Genomic DNA, 24,195 nt, shown 5'->3' on the forward strand with positions numbered 1-24,195 from the left:
ATCGGCGCACTACGCCTGCTCGGCTTCACCAACATCGCCGAAGCCACCCGCTGGGCACGCGACGACTTCACCCACCCACTCATCGCACTCGGTCTCAACATCTGAGAACGCATTCAGCCCTGGCCGGGCGGGTCCCTCTACGCATGTCCGAAAGGTCATCACGGCGGCGAGAGGAACGCGGATCAGAAATCTGGGCCGCCCGTGTCCAAAATCGGGTGGGCCGCCGTCCATTTACTTGGTGACACAGGGGACCGGGCGACCATCACGGGTCACCCAACATGACCAGCACCAACAAGCAGAACCCGACACCGGCCAGCAGCGCGCGGCAGCTCCTGCCGCTCAGCGTCTGGCTCTGCCCGGACGACACCACCGACCAGCCCGCCCACGACGCGCAGCCCTGCCAAGGCCCCGCCCACCGCGCACCACGCACCCGCATCTGCGAACGGCACCTGGGCACCGTCAGCTCCGGGCTCGCGCGTCACCTCATCACCACCGCCACCGGCGAAGGCGACGTCATCGCCGAGCCGTTCACCACCAACTCCGCCACCCTGTGCGCAGCCGCCGAACTCGACCGGCGGGCCGTCGCCTGCGTGCCGCACTTCCCGCTCGCCCAGCACATCGGCGCGCAGCTACGCGCCTACCTGCCGCACGAGCACCTCGGACGCGTCGCGATGCGGCCCTGCCGCGCCGACCAGATGCACCTGGGTTTGGCCGACCAGTCCGGACAGGTCGCACTGGTCATCGCGGCACCGCCCACGGTCGGCGCGTGCTCTGCCGAGCCGAGGGCGGCGCGGGCTCGGGGAGCGTGCCCGGCGTGCTTGTCGGACGTCTTGACCGACAGCGCATTCCGCGTCCAGTCGTTCTTGCCATCGGCCTATCGGGTACTGAGGCCCGGAGGTCACCTCGCCATCGTGACCACGGCCAGGCACCACGAGGGCCGCCTTATCGATCCCGCGCCGGCGATCATCCGCGAGGCCCGCAAAGCCGGGTTCCGCTACAGCCAGCACATCATCGCCGTCCGGGTCCCCGTCGAGGGCGACACCCTGCTCATCCAAGCCGCCCCCGCCAGCCTGGGACAGCTCCGCGACATCCGCTCCCGGGCGCTGCCACCGGCGGCCCGTGTGCACGCCGACGTCTGCATCCTCACGCGACCGGGCAACAGCGGCCAGGAAGGTGACCGATGAACACCAGTTCCCGCACCGAGACCTGCGGGCTCACGTCCGTGCTGCTCACCGGGCAGCAGCCCTCACGCCTCCAGCGCAAGGGCCGCTATACGCCCGAGTCGATGACGCACCCGGCCAAGATGCTTCCCGCGATCGCCGCCCACGTCATCGCGGCGTACACCGAGCCCAACGACCTGGTCATCGACCCCATGTGCGGCATCGGCACGACTCTCGTCGAAGCCGTCCACCAAGGACGCCACGCCATCGGGATGGAGTACGAGGCGCACTTCGCGCAGATGGCCGCCGGCAACCTCTGCCACGCCCGCTCCCAAGGTGCCATCGGCAGCGGACATGTCGTCCACGGCGACGCCCGCAACATCGCCACCGCGCTCGCCACGCAGGCCGGCACCGCCGCACTCGTGCTGACCTCCCCGCCCTACGGTGCGACCACCCACGGGCAGGTATGCACCGGCCGAGACAACGGCGGCGGAAAGATCGACAAATCCCACAACCGCTACTCCACCGACCGCCGCAACCTCGCCCACCGCCCTACCGCCGAACTCGTCGCCGGGTTCGGGGAGATCCTCGCCGGCTGTGCGGCCCTGCTCCACCCCGGCGGAGTCATTGCCGTCACCGTCCGCCCCTTCCGCGTGGCCGGCGAACTGGTCGACCTGCCGGGCCAGGTAATCGACGTCGCCGAAGACAACGGCCTGGTTCTGGCCGACCGGTTCGCCGCCCTGCTGTGCGGCCTGCGCGACGGGCAGATCGTCACCCGCGCATCGTTCTTCCAGATGATCGAATCCCGCCGCCTCCGCGAACACGGCATCCCAGCCATGGCGACGGCCCACGAGGATCTCCTGCTGTTCCAACCAGCCCAGGAACTGCGTGCCGGAGGCGGTCAGTGAACGCTCATCGTCGTTTCGGCAGGCAGGCCGATTGCTCGCTGCGCGCCTGTTCGCCCTACATCCCCGGCGACTTGACGGGGCTTGACCTTGCCCAACGAGGTCCGGCTGGATCGGCTAGCCGATTCCGGTTCGACAACGCCACCGGGACGGGCGGGGCGGTCACTCCATGAGCGCCCCGAACAAGACCAAACGACACATCCGGGTCTCCGTGCCGGACGAGCCACCACAGCTAACGCCGGACGCAGCTCGCGTCCTGCTGCGGATGCTGCTCGCGGCACGCTTCAGGCCGGGGTCGAAATACGAGCACAAACAGGAGGACAACGAATGACGGTGTCGAATGTGCCGCTGCCGCAGGCGGCCGTCCCGCAGCAGGGGTTGAGGTTCGCCTTCTACGGGCGGGTCTCGACCGAGGACAACCAGGATCCAGCCGCATCACGCGCCTGGCAGCTCCGCCGCGCGACGGGCCTCGTCGAGCCCAAGGGCGGAACGATCGTCGCCGAGTACTTCGACGTCGACAAGTCCCGCTCGATCCCATGGGCCCGCCGTCCGCAAGCCTCCGCGCTGATCGAGGCGCTCAAGAACCCTGTCCGTGACTTCGGCGCGGTCGTCGTGGGAGAGCCGCACCGGGCCTTCTACGGCAACCAGTACTCGCTCACGTTCCCGCTGTTCGAGCACTTCAGGGTGCCGCTATGGGTGCCCGAGGTCGGCGGCGCGATCGACCCGGCCAACGAAGCCCACGACATGATCATGGGCGTCTTCGGCGGTCTGTCCAAGGGCGAGCGCAACCGGATCAAGATCCGAGTCCGGTCGGCCATGGCCGCGATCACCGCGACCGAGGGCCGCTACCTCGGTGGACGCCCGCCCTACGGGTACGAGCTGATCGACGCCGGACCGCATCCGAACCCAGCCAAGGCCGCAGACGGCAAGCGCCTTCGGCGCCTGATCCCGCATCCGGCCTACTCGTTGGTGGTGAAGTGGATCTTCGCGCAGTTCATCGGCGGGCGAGGCATCTTCGACATTGCCGAGGAACTCACCCGCGAGGGCGTCCCGTCCCCGTCGGCGGCCGACCCGACCCGCAACCAGCACCGGATCCAGGTGGCCTGGTCGAAGTCGGCCGTGCGAGTCATCATCACCAACCCGCGCTACACCGGCCGCCAGGTCTGGAACAAGCAGCGCAAGGACGAGGTCCTGCTCGACATCGAGGATGTCGCGCTCGGCCACACCACCAAGCTGCGCTGGAACGACCGTGACCAGTGGGTCTGGTCCGAGCAGCAGGCCCACGAAGCGCTCGTGTCGGTCGAGGACTTCGAACGGGCCCAGGCCATCCTGGCCTCACGCGGACGCGGCCCTGCGACGCACAAGCCGCATCGGACCCGGCACCCCTACGCGTTCCGAGGGTGCCTGCACTGCGGATACTGCGAACGGAAGATGCAGGGCACCTGGAACAACGCTCAGGCGTACTACCGGTGCCGGTTCCCGGCCGAGTACGCGCTCGCCAACAAGGTCGTCCACCCCAAGGTCGTCTACCTGCGCGAGGCCGAGATCATCGAGGACATCGACACCTGGCTCGTCACGGCATTCTCACCGACCCGCATCAAGACCACGATCGAGGCGATGACCGCACAGGCCAACGGCACGGAGAACACTGCCGTCACCCAGCTCCGCAAGCAACTCGCCACCTGCGACCAGCGCCTCAACCAGTACCGCGCCGCCCTCAACGCGGGCGCCGACGCCGTGCAGGTCGCGGCCTGGATCAACGAGACCGAGCAGGAACGCGCCCGGCTGAAGAGCGAACTGAACGCAACCCCAGCAGACCAGGCGGTCTCCAGCGACGGGCTGGCAGAACTGCTGCACCAGACCGGCGAACTCGCCCGCGCGGTCGTCCACGCCTGCCCCGACGACAAGGCGGATCTCTACACGAAGCTCGGGCTCAAGATGACCTACTACCCCGAGAAAAAACTTGTGGAAGCCAGGGTGGTCCCGACTTCCACATGGACTAATGGTTTGTGTCCGAGGGGGGACTTGAACCCCCATGCCCCGTGAAGGGCACTAGCACCTCAAGCTAGCGCGTCTGCCTATTCCGCCACCCGGACCTGGTCGCAGGCCGCAGCGCGGCTGCGGCGGGCTTCACTGTACCAAAGGAGACGAGTCGCGGCGAAGTCGATCGCCGGGGCACCATGGGACGCAACGTGAGGACAGGAGGTGATCACTGTGGTTGGGCAGCCGACAGCCGAGGACGAGGTCGTCCGGCTCTGCCAGGAGCTGATCCGGATCGACACCAGCAACCCGGGCGATCATTCGGGGCCGGGGGAGCGGGCGGCCGCGGAGTACGTCGCGGAGCGGCTCGACGAGGTCGGGCTGGAGACGCGGATCTTCGAGTCGCATCCGGGACGGGCCAGTCTGGTGGCGCGGATCGAGGGGGAGGATCCGGGGCGGGACGCGCTGCTGCTGCACGGGCACCTCGACGTCGTGCCGGCGCGCAAGGAGGACTGGACGCGGGATCCGTTCGGCGGAGAGATCGCGGACGGGTGCGTCTGGGGCCGCGGGGCCGTGGACATGAAGGACATGGACGCGATGATCCTCGCGGTGGCGCGGCAGCGGCTCCGGGAGGGGCGGAAGCCGCCGCGGGACGTCGTGCTCGCGTTCCTGGCCGATGAGGAGGCCGGGGGGACGTGGGGCGCGCAGTGGCTGGTCCGGGAGCATCCGGAGTTGTTCGAGGGGTGCACCGAGGCCGTGGGGGAGGTCGGCGGGTTCAGCTTGACGGTGCCCGGCGACCGGCGGATGTACCTGATCGAGACGGCGGAGAAGGGCATCGCGTGGATGAACCTGACCGCCAGGGGGACGGCCGGGCACGGGTCGATGGTGCATCCGGACAATGCGGTCACGGCCGTGGCGGGGGCGGTCGCGCGGCTGGGGTCGCATGAGTTCCCGGTGCGGCTGACGAAGTCGGTGCGGGCGTTCCTGGAGCGGGCGTGCATGGCGTACGGCGTGGAGTTCGATCCGGAGAATCCGGAGGAGTGCCTCGACGAGATCGGGCCGCTGGCGCGGATGATCGGGGCGACGCTTCGCAATACGCTTAATCCGACGCGGCTGGACGCCGGATACAAGACGAATGTGATTCCGCAGAGTGCCACCGCCCAGGTGGATGGACGGTTTCTTCCCGGACATGAGGCGGAGTTCTTCACGGTCGTGGACGAACTTCTCGGTCCGGACGTCCAGCGGGATTTCGTCCACCATGACCAAGCGGTCGAGACCGACTACGAGGGGGCGCTCGTCGCGGCGATGGAGGCGGCGCTGACCTCGGAGGATCCGGGCGCGCTGCCGGTGCCGTACTGCCTGAGCGGCGGGACGGACGCCAAGTCGTTCGCCCGGCTGGGAATGCGCTGCTTCGGCTTCGCGCCCCTGAGATTGCCCCCAGAGTTGGACTTTTCCGGAATGTTCCATGGAGTGGACGAGCGCGTTCCGGTGGACGGACTCCGATTCGGCGCCAGGGTCCTCGACACATTCATCGACCGCTGCTGATTTTGCCGTCGCGTATGCGCTCCGTGGTGGTACCGTTACCTTTCGTTGAGGGCGGTCTGGTCGCAACGGAGGGTGTGCGGTGGCGGGGGACGCGGTGCGGGCGTGGGCGGTCTCCGTCCGGCTGCGCCGCGTCGCCGCCGGGCGGGCCGTCCAGCGGCTGCTCGTCCTCGGCGGGCTGCTGATCGCCGGCTGGCTCCTCGGGTGCGCGGCGCAGTCCGCGCATGCCGACGAGATCCCGCCGCCGATGGCCGTCGTCGCCAAAACCCCTGTGCTGGGAGAGACGGTCACGGCCGTCCACGAGCGCGGCGAGCCGGTGCGCCGGGTCGTCCGCTCGGTGGTGGAGAAAGCGCCGCGACAGGTGGCGCAACAGGTGTCGACGCCCGTGTGGGACGCACCCGCGGCGCATCGACCGGCGGCGGTTTCCGAAACCGCGGAGGCCCCCGCGCCTGAGGCGCGCAAGCAGCCCAATGGCGGCGCCGTGCCCGGCGTTTCCAAGATTCCCCGGACGCGCCCGTCCCTTGGGCAAGGGGCGCGGCACGCCGTCCGGCACCCGTCGCCGCCCGCACCTGAGCGGCACGGCGAGCACTCGGCCGCCGGCGGTCTCGTCGCCAACGGCGCCGTCGCCGGGTTCCCGACCGCCCTGACCTGGGCTCCCGCCTCGCCGTGCGCGTCGATCGCGCGCGCTTGCGGCGCGCTTCCCCCGGCCGTCCGCACCGCCGCGGACGAGCGGTCCTTCGCGCCCGACTAGTCCCTGATCACAGGCTCCGGACGCGTGCCCGTGCGGCTCGGGCGCGCCGGTCCGGTCTCTGCCGTGCCCCCCGGGCACGGCATGTCACCCCCCATGAGACCCACGGGATACGTGTGTCTCCACCATCTCCCCCCGAACGGAGCAACATGCGAACGCGGGCAAAAGGCACATCTCGCGCGGCGGTTCTCGCCGCGGGCATTATCGCCCTCGGCGTCACCGCCGTCCCGTCCAACGCCTACGCCGACGTCACGGGCGGCAACGGCGCCGCCCTCCTCGGCGCCGGCACCGCCACGTCCCGGGACGGCGCGAAGGCCCCCGACTTCGGCGCGGGCGCGCAGCCGGCCGACGTGGCGCAGCCCGCCGGCCTGCCCAGGCTGCCGGCCCTGCCGTCCACGAACAGCCACCGCACGCGGAACGGCCTGCCGACTACGGACGGTGTCGTTGCGAGGAACGCCCTGCCCGAGGTGGGTGACGTGGTTCGGACGGACAACCGGCGTGCTGAGGGCGGCTCCTCCGGCACGGACGGCGTCCTGGGGGACAACGCGCTGCCCAAGGTGGACGGTGTGTCCCCGGTGACCGATATGTCCCAGGCGGCCGGCCTGCCCAGGCTGCTGGCCCTTCCCTCCACGGGCCGTCAGCGAACGCGGAACGTCCTGCCGTCCACGCAGGGGGTGCTGGTGAACAACGCGGCCAAGGTGGCGCAGGGTGGGCTGACGGCCGGTGGTCCGTCGAGCGTCCACGGGGTCGGGCAGGGCGCGGTGCCTGGGGCGGGAGATCTGCCCGGCGGGGCGGTGCGGCCGGTCGTTCCGGTTACCGGGGAGATGGGGCCGGTGCGGAACGTCGCGGCGACGGAGGCCGTCGCGGACGAGGACGGGTCCCTGTGGGCGTTCGCCGCGAGCGGCGTGCTCGGTGTCGTGGCCGGGGCGCTGGCGCTGGCGCGGCGGGTTCGGCTGGGCGGACGCCGCTAGGGCGCCGTCGCCACAGATCTTCGCCCGTCCCGGAGGCGCGGTCCGGGGCGGGCGAAGCCATGTCTTCGGGCAACGTTACGTCAACGGGGTGCTACGCTCCGCCCGGGAGCGGTCAGAACGTGCGGACCGCGCGGATGACCTTGCGGCGAAGTTGAATACGGCGGCGGCCGTCCGGGTAGAGGCGCAACCGATCGATTTCCCAGCCGCCGCGCTCAGCGTGCTCGGTCAGGATCTGCCGGGCGGTATCACGCGTCGTGCCGCGCGGCAGTGACAGGACGAGGTAGGTGTACTCCGCCATTGCGACCATTATTACTGGTCTACCGTGCGTCCGGCACCGTACCGTGGCGGGCCGGTCCGCGCGGTGTCCGGTGGCATGTCATCCTGTCGGGGGCGCGGGGCGGTGAGATTCCCGTCCCCTGAAGGGGCGGCACGATGGTCGAGGAGCGCGCGGGCATGAACGCGCCGTCCTGCGACGTTGTACGAAGCCGGTAAGAAAGAGCCTGTGCAGAGACCAAGACAGTGAGGTTGGAGCGACTGTGCCAGCCAACAACGGCACCGCGAAGGGAAACGGCGCGGGTACGCGCCTGGTGATCGTCGAATCGCCCGCGAAGGCGAAGACGATCGCGGGGTACCTGGGCCGTGGCTACATCGTGGAGTCCAGTATCGGCCACATCCGGGACCTCCCGGGGAGCGCCTCGGAGGTGCCGGCCAAGTACAAGGGCGAGCCGTGGGCGAAGCTCGGGGTGAACGTGGAGCGCGAGTTCGAGCCGCTCTACGTGGTCAACTCCGACAAGCGCCAGCAGGTCCAGAAGCTGAAGAAGCTGCTCGCGGAGGCCGACGAGCTCTACCTCGCGACGGACGAGGACCGGGAGGGCGAGGCGATCGCCTGGCACCTCCAGGAGGTCCTGAAGCCGAAGGTGCCCGTGCACCGCATGGTCTTCAACGAGATCACCAAGGACGCGATCCAGCGCGCCGCCGCGAATCCGCGCGAGCTGAACATGCCGCTGGTGAACGCGCAGGAGACGCGCCGCGTCCTGGACCGCCTCTACGGGTACGAGGTCAGCCCCGTCCTGTGGAAGAAGGTCATGCCGAAGCTGTCGGCGGGCCGGGTGCAGTCGGTCGCGACCCGGCTGGTCGTGGAGCGGGAGCGGGAGCGCATCGCGTTCGTCCCCGCCCACTACTGGGACATCGCGGCCCAGTTCGACACCGGCAAGGAGGAGGAGCCCAAGGTCTTCAAGGCCGGGCTCGTCTCCGTGGACGGCAAGCGCGTCGCGCAGGGCCGCGACTTCGCGTCCGACGGCACCCTGAAGACCAGGGACGCGCTGCACCTGGACGAGCCCGCCGCGCGGGCGCTGGCCGAGCGGCTCCGCGACCGGCCGTACGAGGTCAAGTCCGTCGAGCGCAAGCCGTACACGCGGAAGCCGTACCCCCCGTTTCGGACGACGACCCTCCAGCAGGAGGCCAGCCGCAAGCTGAGCTTCTCCGCGAAGTACACGATGTCGGTGGCCCAGAAGCTGTACGAGAACGGCTTCATCACCTACATGCGAACCGACTCGATCACGCTGTCGGAGACGGCGATCACGGCGGCGCGCCGGCAGGCGGCGTCGCTGTTCGGCGGTGAGTACGTGCCGGACAAGCCGCGCGTCTACGCGTCCAAGGTCAAGAACGCGCAGGAGGCGCACGAGGCGATCCGCCCGGCGGGCGACTCGTTCCGGACGCCGGCGGAGACCGGGTTGAAGGGCGACCAGTTCCGGCTGTACGAGCTGATCTGGAAGCGGACGATCGCGTCCCAGATGAAGGACGCGGCGGGCCAGTCGGTGTCGATCCGGGTGACCGGGCTGTCGACGCGGGACGAGCGGGCCGAGTTCGGCGCGACCGGTAAGACGATCACGTTCCACGGGTTCCTGAAGGCGTACGTGGAGAGCGCCGATGACCCGTCCACGGACCGGGACGACCAGGAGCGGCGGCTGCCGAACCTGGCGGAGGGCGACGCGCTGGCCGCGAACGCGGTGGACGCGGAGGGCCACTCGACCCGCCCGCCGGCCCGCTACACCGAGGCCAGCCTGGTGAAGGAGCTGGAGGAGCGGGAGATCGGGCGGCCGTCGACGTACGCCTCGATCATCGGGACGATCCTGGCGCGCGAGTACGTGTTCAAGAAGGGCACGGCGCTCGTCCCGTCGTTCCTGGCGTTCGCCGTGACCAACCTGCTGGAGCAGCACTTCGGCAACCTGGTCGACTACGACTTCACCGCCCACATGGAGGACGGTCTCGACGAGATCGCGCGCGGCGACGCCGAGCGCGTCCCGTGGCTGAACCGGTTCTACTACGGGGACAGCGGTGAGGAGGGCCTGCGGGAGCTGGTCGGCGACATCGGCGACATCGACGCCAAGGGGATCAGCTCGTTCCCGATCAAGGGCACCGACATCATGGTGCGGGTCGGGCGGTACGGCTCGTACCTCGACCGGGACGGCGAGCGGGTCAACATCCCGGACGACATCGCGCCGGACGAGCTGACCGCGGAGAAGGCGGAGGAGCTGTTCGCGCAGCCGTCCGGCGACCGGGAGCTCGGCACGGACCCGGCGACCGGGCACACGATCGTGGCGAAGTCGGGGCGGTTCGGCCCGTACGTCACGGAGATCCTGCCGGAGGCGGCCCCGCCGCCCGAGGGGAAGAAGCGGACGAAGAAGGCGGACGCCCCCAAGCCGCGCACCGGTTCGCTGTTCAAGTCGATGTCGCTCGACACGATCACGCTGGACGACGCGCTGAAGCTGCTGTCGCTGCCGCGCACGCTGGGCGACCTGGACGGCGAGCCCGTGACCGCGCAGAACGGGCGGTTCGGTCCCTACATCAAGCGGGGCACCGACAGCCGCTCGCTCGGGTCGGAAGAGGAGCTGTTCACCGTCACGCTGGAGCAGGCGAAGGAGCTGTTCGCCCAGCCGAAGCAGCGCGGCCGCCGGGCCGCGGCCGCCGCGCCGCTGCGCGAGCTGGGCAAGGACCCGGCGAGTGAGAAGCCGGTGGTGGTGAAGGAGGGCCGGTTCGGCCCGTACGTCACCGACGGCGAGACGAACGCGAGCCTGCGCAAGGGCGACGAGGTCGAGTCGATCACGATCCAGCGGGCCGCGGAGCTGCTCGCGGAGCGCCGGGAGAAGGTGGCCGCGGGCGGTGGCAAGAAGAAGACGACGACCCGGCGCCGAACCTCCGCAAAGTCCGGCTCCTAGGGACATCCACGCCGATACCCTGACCGACATGACCAGAACGGGCGCACCCCGGCCGCACCCCGCCGCATCACCGCCGCCGGGCGTTTCGTCAGCTTCATCGTTTTCGTCGGGCGGGTCGTTCCGGCGGCTCCGGACGGCGCTGGCGCTCGGCGGCCTCGCGCAATGGCTCGGCGTCCCGGCGCTGACCGCCATGGCCGCGCTGCTGACCCGCGACGAGGAAGCCGCGATGCGGGTGCAGGCGGTCGGCGGCACGCTGGTGCTGATGCTGCTGCCCGCGCTGCTGCTCGCGCCGGTCGCGGGCGCGCTCGCGGTCCGCGTCGACCGCCGCCTCATGCTGATGATCGCCGATGTGCTGCGGCTGGTGATCGTCGTGACGGTGCCGCTCGTGGGCCTGCTCGCGTGGACGCTGGCCGCCGCGTTCCTCGTCTCCTTCCTGAGCCTGCTGTGGGCGGCGTCGGCGCGCGCGTCGCTCGCGGCCCTGCTGCCGGACGAGGCGCCGCGGGCCGCCCGCGCCGCGACCCGCGCGGTGTACGGCCCGGCGCCGTTCGCGGCCGTGCTGTTCGCCGTCCTCGCCCTCGTCGCGGACGGGACGCTCGGCCGTGACTCGCGCGCCGACCTCGCCCTCTACGCGACGGCCGGGATCTTCCTCGTCTCGACCGCCGCCGTCGCCATGATCCGGGAGATCCCGGTCATGGAGACGGCGCCCGTTCCCGTCCCGCCGAAGGTGCTCTTCCAGGGCCCGGGGACGGCCGCCGCGCGCGGTGTCGGCCTCGCGATCGCCGGCGCGTCCCTCGCGGCGGCCGCGGTCGTCGCCGTCGCCCGCGTCCACGCGGGCGCGCTGGGCGGCGGGGACGCGGGCTACGGCACCGTCCTCGCCGGGCTGGCGTTCGGGCTCGGCTTCGGCGTGTTCCTCGGGCCGCGCGCCCTCGTCCCGTTCAGCCGCCGCCGGCTCCTCGGCCTCGCCGTCGTCGCCGCCGCGCTCGCGCTGGCCGTGCTCGCCCTCGTCCAGAACCTCGTCGTCGTCGTGTTCATGACGGCGTTCCTCGGGGTGTTCGCCGGTGCGTCCTGGTCGACGGCCAAGGCCGCGGTGACCGACCCCGAGGCGCCGGAGGACGCCCGGCCCACCGCGTACCTGCGGGCCATCGCGGTCGTCGCCGCGGTGGTCGCGTCCGTCGCCGTCCCGCTGATCGCCGGGGCGCTCGGCTCGCACCGGATCGAGCTCGCCGGCGGCGTCTACGACTTCGAGGGCTCCAGCGCCGGGCTGCTGGTCGCGGCCGCCGTCGCGCTGCTGTCCGGGCTGCTGGCCTACCGGCGGGTGGACGACCGGCGCGGCATCCCGCTCGTCCCCGACCTGCGCGCCGCCCTGCGCGGTGAGGTCTACGCGCCGCCGGCGCCCCCCTCCGCCGCGCCGCAGCCGGCCCGCCGGGAGCGCGGCGTGTTCATCGCGTTCGAGGGCGGCGAGGGCGCGGGCAAGACCACCCAGGCGCGGCTCGCCGCGATCTGGCTCCGCGACCACGGCTACGACGTGGTCACCACGCAGGAGCCCGGCGCCACCAAGATCGGCATGCGGCTGCGCGCGATGCTGCTCGACCGCGACACGACGGGCCTGTCCGACCGCGCCGAGACGCTGCTGTACGCGGCCGACCGCGCCGACCACGTCGCCAACGTGATCAGGCCGGCGATGGAGCGCGGCGCCATCGTCGTCAGCGACCGGTACGTCGACTCGTCCCTCGCCTACCAGGGGTTCGGGCGGCAGCAGCGGGTCGAGGACATCGCCCGCGTCAACGCCTGGGCGACCGGCGGGCTCGTCCCGGACCTGACCGTCCTGCTGGAGATCCCGCCGCAGGCGGGCCTGCGGCGGCTGCCCGCCCCGGCCGACCGCATCGAGTCCGAGCCGCAGGAGTTCCACGAGCGCGTCCGCGCCGGGTTCCGCGCCCTCGCCGAGGCCGACCCCGACCGGTACCTGGTCCTGGACGCCGGCCGGCCGCAGGGGGAGCTGAGCCGGGAGATCCAGTACCGCATCCGCGAGATCCTTCCCGACCCCGTCCCGGCGGGCACGGAGGACGCCACGAGCACCTTCCCGGCCATCCGCGACTTCTGACCCCGCACCGGGGCGAGGCGGCCCGCCGCGCGCACGGGGCCGGTTAGCCTCTATCCCATGAGCGTGTGGGACGACCTGGTCGGGCAGGAGCCCGTTGTCGCGCAGCTGTCGTCGGCCGCCGAGGGGGCGGACGGCCTGGCGCACGCGTGGCTGTTCACCGGGCCTCCCGGCGCCGGCCGCGTCACCGCCGCGCGGGCGTTCGCGGCGGCGCTGCAGTGCGAGGACGCGCCGCGCGGGTGCGGGCACTGCGCGTCCTGCCACCAGGTCCTGCAGGGCACGCACGCGGACGTGGAGGTCGTCCGCCCGGAGGGCCTGTCGTACTCGGTGAAGGAGGCCCGCGCGCTGGTGCTGCGCGCGTCGTCGTCCCCGACCGGGGGCCGCTGGCAGATCGTGCTGTTCGAGGACGCGGACCGGGCGACGGAGGCGGCGGCGAACGCGCTGCTGAAGGCGATCGAGGAGCCCCCGGCCCGGACGGTGTGGCTGCTGTGCACGCCATCCCCGGACGATCTGCTCGTGACGATCAGGTCGCGGTGCCGGCTCGTCACGCTGCGGACGCCGCCGATCGGCGCGGTCGCGGACGTCCTCGCGCTGCGCGACGGCGTGGACCGGGAGACGGCGGACGTCGCGGCGCGGGCCGCGCAGGGCCACATCGGCCGGGCGCGGCGGCTGGCGACCGACCCGGAGGCCCGGCGGCGGCGGGCGGAGGTCATGTCGGTGCCGCGCCGGCTGACGTCGGTGAGCCCGGCCGTGGCGGCGGCGGAGTCGCTGGTCGCGGCGGCGAAGGCGGAGGCGAGGACGCGGACGGAGGAGCTGAACGAGGCGGAGACCGCCGCGCTGCGGCAGGCCCTCGGCGAGAGCGCCAAGGGCCGGATGCCGAGGGGGACGGCGGGCGCGCTGAAGGAGCTGGAGGCCCGGCAGAAGTCCCGCGCCACCCGGATCGAACGCGACTCCCTCGACCGGACGCTGCTCGACCTCGCGTCCTACTACCGGGACGTGCTGACCCTCCAGCTGGGGGCGGGCAGCGACCTCGTCAACACCGACCTCGCCCCGGAGCTGCGGACGGCCGCGCGGCACGGGCGCCCGGAGGACACCCTCAAGCGGCTCGACGCGATCATGGCGTGCCGGGAGCGGCTGGACGCGAACGTCAATCCGCTGCTGGCCGTGGAGGCGCTCACGCTCGCGCTCCGGACCGGCTGACGCGGGTGCCCGCCGGCGAAGCACGGGCATCGCCTTACGAGAGATCTACCTTTTCGTTACACAAACGTACGCAACTCTCAACAGCGGCGCGCGTACCTTCGGCTGGCTCATGCCCCAATCCAGGGCTAGCTCCCCCCACGGCCAGGAGGTCAGCTTTGCGGCGAGCCTTGATTTCCGCCGCGTGCGCCGTCGCCACCATGGCGGCGCTCGCGGTCCCAGCGTCAGCGGAACCGAAACCAGCGCAGGCGAAGGGAGAGGTGTCGGAGTACGTGGTCCTGTACAAGGAGCACGCGTCTCCCGGCTCGGCCCACCGCGCGGTCCGCGCGGCCGGCGGCACGATCGTCCATGAGAACCGCGACGTCGGGGTGGCGACCGTCCGTTCGGACAACCCCGAGTTCATCCACGCGGTGATGAAGGAGCGGGCGCTGGACGGCGTCGCGCACAACCGGGTCATCGGCGAGGCCCCGAAGACGAAGAAGAAGGCCGCGAAGGTCGAGCGGCTGACCGGCACCAAGAACAAGGTGTCGCTCACGGGCGTCCCGTCCAAGAACGAGGAGCCCCTCGCCGATCTGCAGTGGGACATGAAGCAGATCCACGCGACGGCGAACGGGTCCTACAAGACGGAGCCGGGCGACAAGCGCGTGCTGGTCGGCGTCCTCGACACCGGGGTGGACGGCGACCACCCCGACATCAAGCCGAACTTCAACCGCGCGCTCAGCCGCAACTTCACCACCGACATCCCCACGGACGCCAACGGCAACGAGGTGGACGGCCCCTGCGAGTTCACCTCGTGCGTCGACCCCAACGACTGGGACGACAACGACCACGGCACGCACGTCGCGTCCACGATCGCCTCGCCCCGCAACGGGCTCGGCATGGCCGGCGTCGCGCCGAACGTGTCGATCGTGAACCTGCGCGTCGGCCAGGACTCCGGCTACTTCTTCCTCCAGCCGACCGTGGACGGCCTCACCTACGCGGCCAAGAACGGCATCGACGTCGTCAACATGAGCTACTACGTCGACCCGTGGCTGTGGAACTGCGGGAACAACCCGGCCGACAGCCCCGAGGACCAGCTCGAGCAGCGCACGATCATCAAGGCGACGCAGCGGGCCCTGGACTTCGCGCACGACCGCGGCGTCACGCTGATCTCCGCAGCCGGCAACGACTTCGTCGACTACACGAAGACGAACTCCGACGACAGCAGCCCCGACTTCCCGTCCACGCCGGGCGAGGAGCCGCATGACCGGACGGTCCCGGCGAGCTGCGTGTCGATGCCGTCCGAGGGCGAGCACGTCATCCCGATCTCGGCGACCGGGCCGTCCACCCGCAAGTCGTACTACAGCAGCTTCGGCAACGGCTACGTCGCCGTGGCGGCGCCCGGCGGCGACAAGGTCGACACCGCCGACCAGCGTCCGGACGACAGGGCCGGCATCTGGGCCGCCTACCCCGAGCGGCTCGCGAAGGAGCGCGGCGAGCTGAACGCGGACGGCACCCCGAACGTGCCGTACCTCGTCCGCAGCTGCAAGGGCGACGACTGCGCCTACTACCAGTCGATCCAGGGCACCTCGATGGCGTCGCCGCACGCCGTCGGCGTCGCCGCGCTCATCATCAGCAAGTACGGGCACCGGGACCGCAGCGGCCTCACCCTCAGCCCGGACTTCGTGGAGCGCGTGCTGCGCGGCACGGCGACGGCCAAGGAATGCCCGAGCCCGCGCACGACCGAGTACGTCTGGTACACGAAGTCGGGCGGCGAGTGGGTGAAGCGCACCTCGACGCAGACCTGTGAGGGCTCGAAGGAGCAGAACGGGTTCTTCGGGAACGGCATCGTGGACGCGCTCAACGCCGTCCGCCGCTGATCCCGCCGCTCGACCCACCCCAGGACGCGACCCCCGGCCACCCAGGCCGGGGGTCGTGTTCTGTTCCGTCCGTGAAAAGTTCCGGGGACGAAGCAACCAGAGGGGCGCGGCGGAGTCTCTGTGACATGGAACCTGAAACGGTGCTTGCCGAACGCGACCGCCCGGCGGACGGGGCACCCGGCGACGCGACGGCGGCGGTCACCGACCTGTACCGCGGGCACGCGCTCGGGCTGACCCGGCTCGCCTTCGTGATGGTGGGTGATCGAGGGACGGCCGAGGACGTCGTCCAGGAGGCGTTCGCGGGGCTGTACCGGCGATGGCCGCGGCTGCGCGACCGCGAGCGGGCGCTGACGTACCTGCGTTCGGCCGTCCTCAACGGGTCGCGGACGGCGCTGCGACGGCGCAGGAGGCCGTTCCGGGCCCTCCACGCGGCGCCCGTCTGGTCCGCCGAGGCGGCGGCGATGGCCGGGGAGGACGCGCGCGAGGTCATGGAGGCGCTGCACCGGCTCCCGGCCCGGCAGCGGGAGGCGCTGGTGCTGCGCTACTTCTGCGACCTGTCGGCCGAGGAGATCGCCGACGCCATGGGGATCGGCCCCGGCACCGTCAAGTCGACCACGTCCCGGGCGATCGCCGCCCTGGGCCGGATTCTGGGGGGCGAGCAGTGAACGCGACCGAAGATCGTCTCAGGGACGCGCTGAAGACCATGGGCGGCACCATCGGCCCCGAGGACGTGCCGGAACCGGAGTTCGCCGCGCGGCGCCGGAAACTCCCGCGCCCGGCGATGGCGCTGGCGGCCGTCGCCGCGTCCGCCGCGGTGGCTCTGGGAGCAGCGGTGGCGGGCGGTGCGTTCTCGTCCGGCGGCACGTCCGGCCTGCTGGCGCCGCCTTCGCCCTCCGGAGGCGGAGTGCCGAAGATCTCGATCTTCCTCTGCACGAAGACGTCCGCCAACCCGTCCTGCGCGGGCAAGGGGGCGACCGAGCGCGAGAAGCGGGAGATCCAGCGGGTCCTGGAGGCGCTCCCGCCGGTCCGCGGCGTCGAGTTCGAGGACAGGCAGGAGGCGTTCAAGCGCTTCGAGAAGGGCTTCGAGAACGACGAGCAGTTCCGCCGGTCGGTGCAGGCCGGGGATGTTCCGGAGTCCTTCCGGGTCGGCCTGGCCTCCGGGACGGGCGTCAAGGGGGTGACGGCGGCCGTGACGGGCATGCCGGGCGTGGACACCGTCATCGTCGAAGGCCGCTGACCTCGGGCATGATGGGTGGCATGCCGTACCGCGTCACGTTCGTCTGCACGGGCAACATCTGCCGCTCGCCGATGGCCGAATGGGTGCTGCGCCACCACGTCGACGAGGAGGGCCTGGACGCCGAGGTCGACAGCTCCGGCACCGGCGGCTGGCACGTGGGCGACGGGGCCGACGAGCGGACGGTCGCGACGCTGCGGCGGGCGGGCTACCGGTCGGCGCACATCGCGCGGCAGTTCGAGGAGTCCTGGTTCGGCCGCTACGACCTGATCATCGCGCTGGACGGGGGGCACCTGCGGGCGCTCCGCTCGATGGCACCGGACGAGGCGGCGCACGCCAAGATCAGGCTGCTGCGCGAGTTCGACCCGGACGCGGGCGGCGACCTTGACGTCCCCGACCCGTACTACGGCGGGCGCGCCGACTTCGACTCCGTCCTGGCGCAGGTGGAGGCGGCGATGCCGGGCCTCCTGGAGGAGATCCGCGGCGCGCTCAAGGAGGGCTGAGTGCGCGGCCGGCTGGAGGCATTGCTCGGCACGGGGGTCGCGGACGTGAGCGATCTCGGGTCCAGCCATGCGTGGACGCTGCATCGGGCGACCCTGGCGGACGGGCGCGCGGTGTTCGTGAAGGCGGCGTCCGACCAGGCGGGCGTGTTCGCCGCCGAGGCCGCGGGGCTGCGCTGGCTCGGCGAGGCGGGCCGGGGGACGCCCGTCCCGGACGTGCTCGCCGCCGACGACCGCATGCTGGTCCTGCCCTGGCTGCCGTCCACGCCGCCGTCGCGGGAGGCCGCCGAGCGCCTCGGCCGCGAGCTGGCCGCCCTGCACACCGGGAACCGCCCGGACGCCTACGGCGCCCCCTGGGACGGCTTCATCGCCGACCTTCCGCTCGACAACACGCCGGACGGCCGCGACTGGCCGCGCTGGTACGCCGAACGCCGCCTCGAACCGTTCCTCCGCCTGGGCGCGCGGCACCTGTCGGACGGCGACGTCCGGCTCGTCGAGCGCGTCATGGCGGACATCGCGGACCTGGCCGGGCCGCCGGAGTCGCCGTCCCGGATCCACGGCGACCTGTGGTCGGGCAACGTCCAGTGGACGGACGGCCGCGCCCTCCTCATCGACCCGGCCGCCCACGGGGGGCATCGGGAGACGGACCTGGCGATGATGGCCCTGTTCGGGGCCCCGCACCTCGACACGGTCCTGGCCGCCTACGACGAGGCGGCGCCGCTGGCGGACGGCTGGCGGTCACGCGTCCCGTTGCACCAGCTGCACCCGCTCCTCGTCCACGTGGCCCTGTTCGGCGGCTCCTACCGGTCGTCCCTGGTGGACGCGGCACGCGCCGCACTCGGCTGACGCGAAGAGGTCGGCCTGTCCAGAAGGTAAGGCGTACATTCCGGCACGCCTTGCACCCGTTTTTCGCCCCCTACGATGGTCCGCGCCGCCCGGGGGCCACCGCCGAGGGGCGCTTTGCCGGCCGAGGCCGCTTGCGACTTCACTTCGATGTGGTAACTCCCGCTTCATGGGTGTTTGTGGCGATGAAGATGAGATAGAAACGACGGAGCATTCGAGAGGCAGGTGCGGGGCAGACCCATGGACGACGGCAGGCGCGAGGGCCCGGGAACACGGCTGGGCTCCTGGAAGAGTCTGATCCCGCTGAGCGCGGCCGCGGCCGCGGCGCTGTTCATCGGCGGGAGCGTGGACGTGGTGCACCGCCACCAGCGCGCCGCGAAGGAGGAGCACGAGGCCAAGCCCGCCGCGAAGGCCGAGCGGACCGACCCGCGGTTCGTCGTCGGCGTCACCGCCGCCGGGACGGCGCTGCTCGCGCGCGACGTCCACACCGGCGCGAGCGTCGGGCTGCCGGTCGCCCCGCCCCAGGGCCGCCGCTTCCACCGCGTCGCCGCCGCGAAGGACGGCTCCTTCGTCGTCGCGTCCTACGGCGACCGCACGGTGACCTTCCAGCGCCTCCACCTCGCCGACGACGGACGTCCGCAGGACCTGAAGGACATCCCGAAGGCCGTGGTCCCCGGCGTCTCCACCGTCTGGTCGGACATCGCCCTCGGCGGCGACAACCTCGCCTACGTCACCTACGCGGGCAAGCGCGGCCGCCTGAACGTCCTGTCCCTCAGCGACGGCACCAGCAAGACCTGGACGACCAAGACGCCCGGCCGCGTCGGCAGCCTCTCCTGGTCCGGCACCACGCTCTCCTTCGTCTGGACGCCCACCGGGTCGGCGAAGCACCAGCTCCGCAGCATCGACACCGCCGGCGCCGCCGGAGACCTGAAGCTCAGCAAGGCCGTCATGGTGCTGCCCAAGGGGAGCACCAACGCCGTCCTGACCCGCGACGGGAAGTCGGTCGTCGCAGGCGTGCCGGCGAAGTCTGAGCTGACCCTCCAGACCTTCACCCTCGGCGGCGAACCCGCGAAGGTCCTGTGGCGCCAGAAGGTGACGGGCCCGCTGACCGACCTGGACACCGCCCACAGCGGCACGGCCGTCCTGGCGACCGCGGGCGACCTCTACACCAACGGCGTCCCGGCCATCCCCGGAAAGGACCTCGCCGACGCCGCCTGGTGACTGACGCGTCCGGGCGACTAACGTGGGACGCACGAAACCGGGCGAACGGAGCGGAACCGTGGGCATGGTGATGGCCGTCAGCTTCACCCGGTACGGCCGGCTCTACTACCTCGATCCGGGCCCGCACACCCCGAAGGTCGGCGACAAGGTCCTCGTCCCCACCGACTCGGGCGCGGAGGTCGCCGAGTGCGTGTGGGCCCCGCAGTGGGTGTCCGAGGACATCGGCGGCCTCCCCGAGTGCGGCGGCCCCGCCACCGACGAGCACCTCGCCCGCGACGAGGCCAACCGCCGCCGCCGCGCCGAGGGCCGCTCCATCGCCAAGCGCCTCATCCGCAAGCACGAGCTCCCCATGAAGGTCATCGGCGTCGACTTCCTGGACGCCGACAACGTCTTCAAGATCTACTTCACGGCCCCGCACCGCGTCGACTTCCGCGCCCTCGTCCGCGACCTGGCCCGCGGCATCAAGGCCCGCGTCGAACTCCGCCAGGTCGGCCCCCGCGACGAGGCCCGCCTCCAGGGCGGCATCGGCCCCTGCGGCCGCGACCTGTGCTGCGCCACCTTCCTCAAGGACTTCGAACCCGTCTCCGTCCGCATGGCGAAGGAACAGGACCTCCCCGTCAACCCCCTCCGCATAGCCGGCGCCTGCGGCCGCCTGATGTGCTGCCTGAAGTACGAGCACCCGCTCTACATGGAGTTCAAGGAGAAGGCCCCGCGCCTGGGCTCCCGCGTGAGCACCCCCGAGGGCGAAGGCCAGGTGATCGGCTACAACGTCCCGGGCGACCGCGTCACGGTGAAGGTGGGCTCCCGCCGCTGCTCCTGCCCCTCCGCCTCGGTCTGCTCCCCCCGCCAACAGCACGACGCCCTCTACAACCCGACTCCGGAGGACGGTCCCGACTGAGCCGTGGCGGCATCAGATCGTGCTGTACGGCAACACCCAGCGAGACATGCTGATCCGTGTCGCCCGATCCGGCCTGGTCCAGGCCAAGTGTTAGGACTTCCCTGCTGACTCGCTCGCGCCCTGGGGTGTGGAGGCTCGCAGCCCCGACGACTTCGTGCTCGACCAGATCGACCTTGACGACCGCATCGTCTGGGCATGCGTTCAGCAGATCGCCGACTCGCGCAAGAACCCGCCGGAGACGATGGAGGACGTGCTCGACGAGCTTGAGCGGGTCGGTCTCGTCGAGTCGGTCGCGGCATTGCGCACTCGGATCTGAAGCAGATCTCCGTCCTGGCCTCGTCCGTAAGGAGTATCAGGAGCGGATGGCGGTGGCCTTCTTGGCGTTGCGGACGGCTGCGGACAGGGCGGTTATGTCGTAGGCGCCTCGGTGGCGGCGGCCGTTGACGAAGAAGGTGGGGGTGCCGGAGACGCCGCTCAGGTCGGCGGAGTCGACGTCCTCGGCGATTCGGTCGATGCCCAGGTTCGCGCGGATGTCGGCGCGGAAGCGGTCGGCGTCCAGGCCGAGTTCGTTGGCGTAGCGGAGGAGGTCCCTGGGTTGCAGCGCGTCCTGGTGGGTGAGGAGGAGGTCGTGCATCTCCCAGAAGGCGCCCTGCTCGGCGGCGGCCTCGGCGGCCTGCGCCGCCAGTTGCGCTTGGGGGTGGACGTCGGTGAGCGGCAGGTGGCGCCACACGTACCGGACGTTGCCGTGCCCGGCGAGCAGTTCGCGGATGACCTCCTCGGCCTGGCCGCAGTACGGGCATTCGAAGTCGCCGTACTCGACGACGGTGACGGGGGCGCGGGACGGGCCGCGGATGTGGTCGCGTTCGGGGTCGACCGGTGCGGCCAGGTCGATGATGGTCTCCGCCGTGCCGAGGAGGGCGCGCAGGCGCGTGCGGGGTGGCAGCAGCCTGGTCGCGCGGACGACGATCCAGGTGACGGCCGTGGCGCAGAGCGCGGCGGACAGGATGCCGATCTTGGCCTCTTCGAGCCTCGGCCCGGTGAAGGTGAGGGTCGCGATCAGGAGGGCCACGGTGAAGCCGATGCCGGCGATGGTGCCGCCGCCGCCGACCGCGGCCCACCCGACCGGGGGGGCCAGCCTGCCCCGGCTGAGCCGGGTGACCAGGTAGGAGCAGCCGAGGAGCCCGATCGGCTTGCCGACGACGTAACCGGCGAGGATGCCGAGCGTGACCGGGGACGTGAACGCGCGGCCGAGGAAGTCGCCGCTGATGGCGATCCCGGCGTTGGCGAGGGCGAACAGCGGGACGATCACGTAGCTCGTCCACGGGTGGATCGCCAGTTGCAGCCGCTCGTTCGGGGAGATCGCGGCGGCCACCCCGGTCCGCGCCGAGCGCGCGTACTCGGGGGTGGGCTGCTCCCGGAAGAGCCGGAAGACCTCGGTGGCGCGCTCCAGGTCGGTGCGCGCGGCCGGGTGCGCGTATGTCAGCAGGCCCATGGCCAGGCCGATGACCACCGGCTCCACGCCGGACGACTCCAGCGCCGCCCAGGTGGCCAGGCCCAGCAGCACGTAGACGGGGAGCTTCCGGATGCCCGCGGCGCGGATCAGGACGAGCACGGCGAAGATCGCGAGGGCGGTGAGCAGCGCGGGCATGGAGACGTCGTCGCTGTAGAAGACGCCGATCACGGCGAGGGCGACGACGTCGTCGACGACGGTGGCGGTGAGCAGGTAGGCGCGCAGGCGGGCGGGGAAGCCCCGGCCGACCAGTGCCAGGACGCCGAGCGCGAACGCGGTGTCCGTCGACATCGCGATGCCCCAGCCGTGGCTCGTCGGCTGCCCCGCGTTCACCGACAGGTAGATGGCGATGGGCAGGATCATGCCGCCGAGTCCGGCGGCGAGCGGCAGGGCGAGCCGCCGCCGGTCGCGCAGCTCGCCCATGTCGAACTCGCGGCGCGCCTCCAGCCCGACCACGAAGAAGAAGATCGTCATCAGGCCGCCGTTGACCCAGTCGCGCAAATCCTGGGTGATGCCCGCGTCGCCGAGCTTGACGGACGCCTCCGTCCCCCACAGCCGCTCGTACGAGGACGCGTCCACGTTCGCCCAGGCGAGCGCCGCGAGCGTCGCGGCCAGCAGGATCACGGCGCCGCCGGTCTCGGTGCGCAGGAACGCGCGCAGCGGCGTCCGCAGGCTGCGCGCCCACGCGGTCCGTTCGGCCAGCGGTCCGCCCGGCGTGGCGTCCTCTTGACTTTCGGTCATTGTCGAATTCTCACCGGTCCCGCCCGTCGTCCGCCCCAAGAGATCGTCTTGAAAACACGCGCGGGGTCATGGCGATTCCATGGCCGGGTGATCTGCTCTCCAGAGCGCCTGGTCAGGGCTCGGGGTTTCCCGGAATGCGTCGTGACCCGGCTTGGCTCCAGCGTGCCGGGCCGCCTTCCCACCTGGCGTCACCGTGATTCTGCTGGACGGCCGCCGCCATCCTTGGCAGTTTTGCCCCCTTGCCGGGGAGTCCGATTTTGCGGAGAGTTGCGGTCCCTGGCTCCCGCAGGAGGACTTGTGAGACGTCGCACGCTCACGGCCGCGGCCGTCGCCGTCCTGGCCGCCTTCGCACTCGCGGCGCCCGCGCGTGCCGCCGCGCCGAGCGCCGAAGGCGGGCAGCCGATCTTCGCGCCCGGCGGCGTCCGGTGCACGCTCGGCTTCAACGTCCGGCAGAACGGCACCTATTACTTCCTCACGGCGGGCGGCTGCGCGAAGGTCGGACTGACCGTGTACGCCGACCCGGCCCTGACCGTCGAACTCGGGACGGTCGTCGCCGTGACGAATGTCGCCGTCGGGCTCGTCCGGTATGTCGACCCGCAGGTGGAGCGGCCCGGCAGCGTCCGGCTCTATCCAGGGTCGCAGGACATCACGGGCGCGGGCAGCCCGGTCGTCGGGCAGCGCGTCTGCCGCAGCGGCCCCACGACCGGCCTGAGATGCGGCACCGTGACGGCCGTCAACCTGACCGTCCGCTTCCCGGAGGGGACGATCACCGGCCTCGCGCGTACTACTATCTGCGTCGAACCCGGCGACACTCCGGGCGCGCCGTACTTCTCGGGCGGTACCGCGATCGGGCTGGGGATCGGCGGCACCGGCAGCTGCGCCACTGGTGGATCGTCCTATGTCCAGCCGGTCACCAGCGTCCTCGCCGCGTTCGGCGTCACCGTCTACTGACCGGACGGTCACCGAAGTGCCCGGCACCCCTTGGCCCGGCGCCATGATCACCGTACATTCGGCGCAATGGAGGTGATCGGGATGAAACCCGGCGAGGTCTACGAGGTCCGCTACGGCCCGACGCTGAAGAACACGGTCCTGATGATCAGCTCCTTGGTCCTGGCGCTCGGTTGCCTCCTGCCGGAGGTGCCCCTCCACATTCGCGTACCCGGCATCCTGCTGTTCGGTACCGGAGTCGTGATCTTCCTCGCCATGACGTTCTCGCGCCAGGTCGCCTTCCGCGTCGACGCCGAGGGCATCCTGGTGGCCGGCGGGCCGTTCCGGTACCGGGCGTCGCTGCTGTCCGTCCCGTGGACGGACGTGAAGGCCGTCGTCCTGTGGAGGCAGCACGCCGCGCAGAACATTCCCTACGTGGGCGTCCTCCGGCACGAGGACCGCCCTGCCGACAAGCCGGTCGGCAAGGCGGGCCGCCTCCTTTACGGGGCGGTCGCCGGCCACGTTCCCGCCGAGGTCGCCAAGGCGAGCCGCCAGGTGAACGGCTGGCGCCTCGACCGCGACCGGCTGGCCGCCGCGGTGGCGCACTTCGCCCCGGACGTCCAGATCATCGACCTCGACTGAG

General features: G+C 71.6%; 22 protein-coding genes and 1 tRNA gene. 20 read left to right on the plus strand and 3 right to left on the minus strand.

The window, feature by feature from the left end; all coding sequences use genetic code 11:
- Positions 1-278: 278 nt before the first annotated feature.
- The 4 genes from SM611_RS36800 to SM611_RS36815 all read left to right on the plus strand — a co-directional run bounded on the left by SM611_RS36800 (position 279) and on the right by SM611_RS36815 (position 4,111).
- On the plus strand, positions 279-1,184 hold the full coding sequence (locus SM611_RS36800) for a TRM11 family methyltransferase (protein ID WP_371955038.1): 906 nt from the start codon (positions 279-281) through the stop codon (positions 1,182-1,184).
- On the plus strand, positions 1,181-2,068 hold the full coding sequence (locus SM611_RS36805) for a TRM11 family SAM-dependent methyltransferase (RefSeq protein ID WP_371955039.1): 888 nt from the start codon (positions 1,181-1,183) through the stop codon (positions 2,066-2,068). The genes SM611_RS36800 and SM611_RS36805 overlap by 4 nt, the downstream gene beginning before the upstream one ends.
- 166 nt (positions 2,069-2,234) lie before the next feature.
- Complete coding sequence (locus SM611_RS36810) at positions 2,235-2,396, plus strand: hypothetical protein (RefSeq protein WP_371955040.1); 162 nt, start codon at positions 2,235-2,237, stop codon at positions 2,394-2,396.
- Entirely contained in the window at positions 2,393-4,111 is a 1,719-nt protein-coding gene (locus SM611_RS36815; RefSeq protein WP_371955041.1) for a recombinase family protein, read from the plus strand. The genes SM611_RS36810 and SM611_RS36815 overlap by 4 nt, the downstream gene beginning before the upstream one ends.
- On the opposite strand, the gene SM611_RS36820 is transcribed toward SM611_RS36815, so the two are convergent.
- A tRNA-Leu gene (locus SM611_RS36820) sits at positions 4,076-4,161 on the minus strand. The two genes, SM611_RS36815 and SM611_RS36820, sit on opposite strands and share 36 nt — an antisense overlap.
- A 109-nt stretch (positions 4,162-4,270) precedes the next feature.
- Between SM611_RS36820 and SM611_RS36825 the strand changes: the two genes are divergently transcribed.
- From SM611_RS36825 to SM611_RS36835, 3 genes are all read left to right on the plus strand, one after another.
- Positions 4,271-5,590 (plus strand): M20/M25/M40 family metallo-hydrolase, encoded by a 1,320-nt coding sequence (locus SM611_RS36825; RefSeq protein ID WP_371955042.1) that lies wholly within the window; start codon positions 4,271-4,273, stop codon positions 5,588-5,590.
- A gap of 79 nt (positions 5,591-5,669) precedes the next feature.
- Positions 5,670-6,338 (plus strand): hypothetical protein, encoded by a 669-nt coding sequence (locus SM611_RS36830; protein WP_371955043.1) that lies wholly within the window; start codon positions 5,670-5,672, stop codon positions 6,336-6,338.
- A 146-nt stretch (positions 6,339-6,484) separates the two neighbouring features.
- The gene (locus SM611_RS36835; protein WP_371955044.1) at positions 6,485-7,306 is read left to right on the plus strand and encodes a hypothetical protein; all 822 of its coding nucleotides are present in this window, start codon (positions 6,485-6,487) and stop codon (positions 7,304-7,306) included.
- A gap of 112 nt (positions 7,307-7,418) precedes the next feature.
- Here the strand turns inward: SM611_RS36835 and SM611_RS36840 are convergent, their stop codons facing one another.
- A complete protein-coding gene (locus tag SM611_RS36840) occupies positions 7,419-7,604 on the minus strand; it encodes a DUF5703 family protein (protein WP_021596264.1) in 186 nt (61 codons plus the stop codon).
- Positions 7,605-7,842: 238 nt separating this feature from the next.
- Between SM611_RS36840 and topA the strand changes: the two genes are divergently transcribed.
- The 11 genes from topA (at position 7,843) to SM611_RS36895 (ending at position 20,690) form a co-directional block, all read left to right on the plus strand.
- Positions 7,843-10,524 (plus strand): type I DNA topoisomerase, encoded by a 2,682-nt coding sequence (topA, locus tag SM611_RS36845; protein WP_371955045.1) that lies wholly within the window; start codon positions 7,843-7,845, stop codon positions 10,522-10,524.
- 28 nt (positions 10,525-10,552) lie between these two features.
- Positions 10,553-12,625 (plus strand): dTMP kinase, encoded by a 2,073-nt coding sequence (tmk, locus tag SM611_RS36850; protein WP_371955046.1) that lies wholly within the window; start codon positions 10,553-10,555, stop codon positions 12,623-12,625.
- Between the two features lie 57 nt (positions 12,626-12,682).
- On the plus strand, positions 12,683-13,822 hold the full coding sequence (locus tag SM611_RS36855) for a DNA polymerase III subunit delta' (RefSeq protein ID WP_371955047.1): 1,140 nt from the start codon (positions 12,683-12,685) through the stop codon (positions 13,820-13,822).
- A gap of 257 nt (positions 13,823-14,079) precedes the next feature.
- Positions 14,080-15,678 (plus strand): S8 family peptidase, encoded by a 1,599-nt coding sequence (locus SM611_RS36860; RefSeq protein ID WP_371955048.1) that lies wholly within the window; start codon positions 14,080-14,082, stop codon positions 15,676-15,678.
- 125 nt (positions 15,679-15,803) lie between these two features.
- Positions 15,804-16,343 carry a SigE family RNA polymerase sigma factor gene (locus tag SM611_RS36865; RefSeq protein WP_371955049.1) on the plus strand — a complete coding sequence of 180 codons (540 nt, stop codon included), beginning with the start codon at positions 15,804-15,806 and terminating at the stop codon, positions 16,341-16,343.
- The gene (locus tag SM611_RS36870) at positions 16,340-16,915 is read left to right on the plus strand and encodes a permease-like cell division protein FtsX (protein WP_371955050.1); all 576 of its coding nucleotides are present in this window, start codon (positions 16,340-16,342) and stop codon (positions 16,913-16,915) included. Before SM611_RS36865 ends, SM611_RS36870 begins: the two co-directional genes overlap by 4 nt.
- Before the next feature lie 20 nt (positions 16,916-16,935).
- A complete protein-coding gene (locus SM611_RS36875; protein ID WP_371955051.1) occupies positions 16,936-17,415 on the plus strand; it encodes a low molecular weight protein-tyrosine-phosphatase in 480 nt (159 codons plus the stop codon).
- Entirely contained in the window at positions 17,416-18,258 is an 843-nt protein-coding gene (locus SM611_RS36880) for a fructosamine kinase family protein (RefSeq protein WP_371955052.1), read from the plus strand.
- 237 nt (positions 18,259-18,495) lie between these two features.
- Positions 18,496-19,476: a hypothetical protein gene (locus SM611_RS36885; protein ID WP_371955053.1), complete on the plus strand. Its 981-nt coding sequence runs from the start codon at positions 18,496-18,498 to the stop codon at positions 19,474-19,476.
- Positions 19,477-19,540: 64 nt separating this feature from the next.
- A complete protein-coding gene (locus SM611_RS36890; protein WP_371955072.1) occupies positions 19,541-20,374 on the plus strand; it encodes a PSP1 domain-containing protein in 834 nt (277 codons plus the stop codon).
- A gap of 127 nt (positions 20,375-20,501) precedes the next feature.
- Positions 20,502-20,690: a VapC50 family PIN domain-containing toxin gene (locus SM611_RS36895; protein ID WP_371955054.1), complete on the plus strand. Its 189-nt coding sequence runs from the start codon at positions 20,502-20,504 to the stop codon at positions 20,688-20,690.
- Positions 20,691-20,726: 36 nt separating this feature from the next.
- Here the strand turns inward: SM611_RS36895 and nhaA are convergent, their stop codons facing one another.
- On the minus strand, positions 20,727-22,625 hold the full coding sequence (nhaA, locus tag SM611_RS36900) for a Na+/H+ antiporter NhaA (RefSeq protein ID WP_371955055.1): 1,899 nt from the start codon (positions 22,623-22,625) through the stop codon (positions 20,727-20,729).
- 297 nt (positions 22,626-22,922) lie between these two features.
- Between nhaA and SM611_RS36905 the strand changes: the two genes are divergently transcribed.
- Together SM611_RS36905 and SM611_RS36910 are read left to right on the plus strand one after the other, a co-directional pair.
- A complete protein-coding gene (locus tag SM611_RS36905) occupies positions 22,923-23,576 on the plus strand; it encodes a S1 family peptidase (protein ID WP_371955056.1) in 654 nt (217 codons plus the stop codon).
- 66 nt (positions 23,577-23,642) lie between these two features.
- Entirely contained in the window at positions 23,643-24,194 is a 552-nt protein-coding gene (locus tag SM611_RS36910) for a hypothetical protein (RefSeq protein ID WP_371955057.1), read from the plus strand.
- Position 24,195 lies beyond the last annotated feature (1 nt).

This window comes from Actinomadura monticuli, from assembly GCF_041463655.1.
Lineage (GTDB): Bacteria > Actinomycetota > Actinomycetes > Streptosporangiales > Streptosporangiaceae > Spirillospora > Spirillospora monticuli.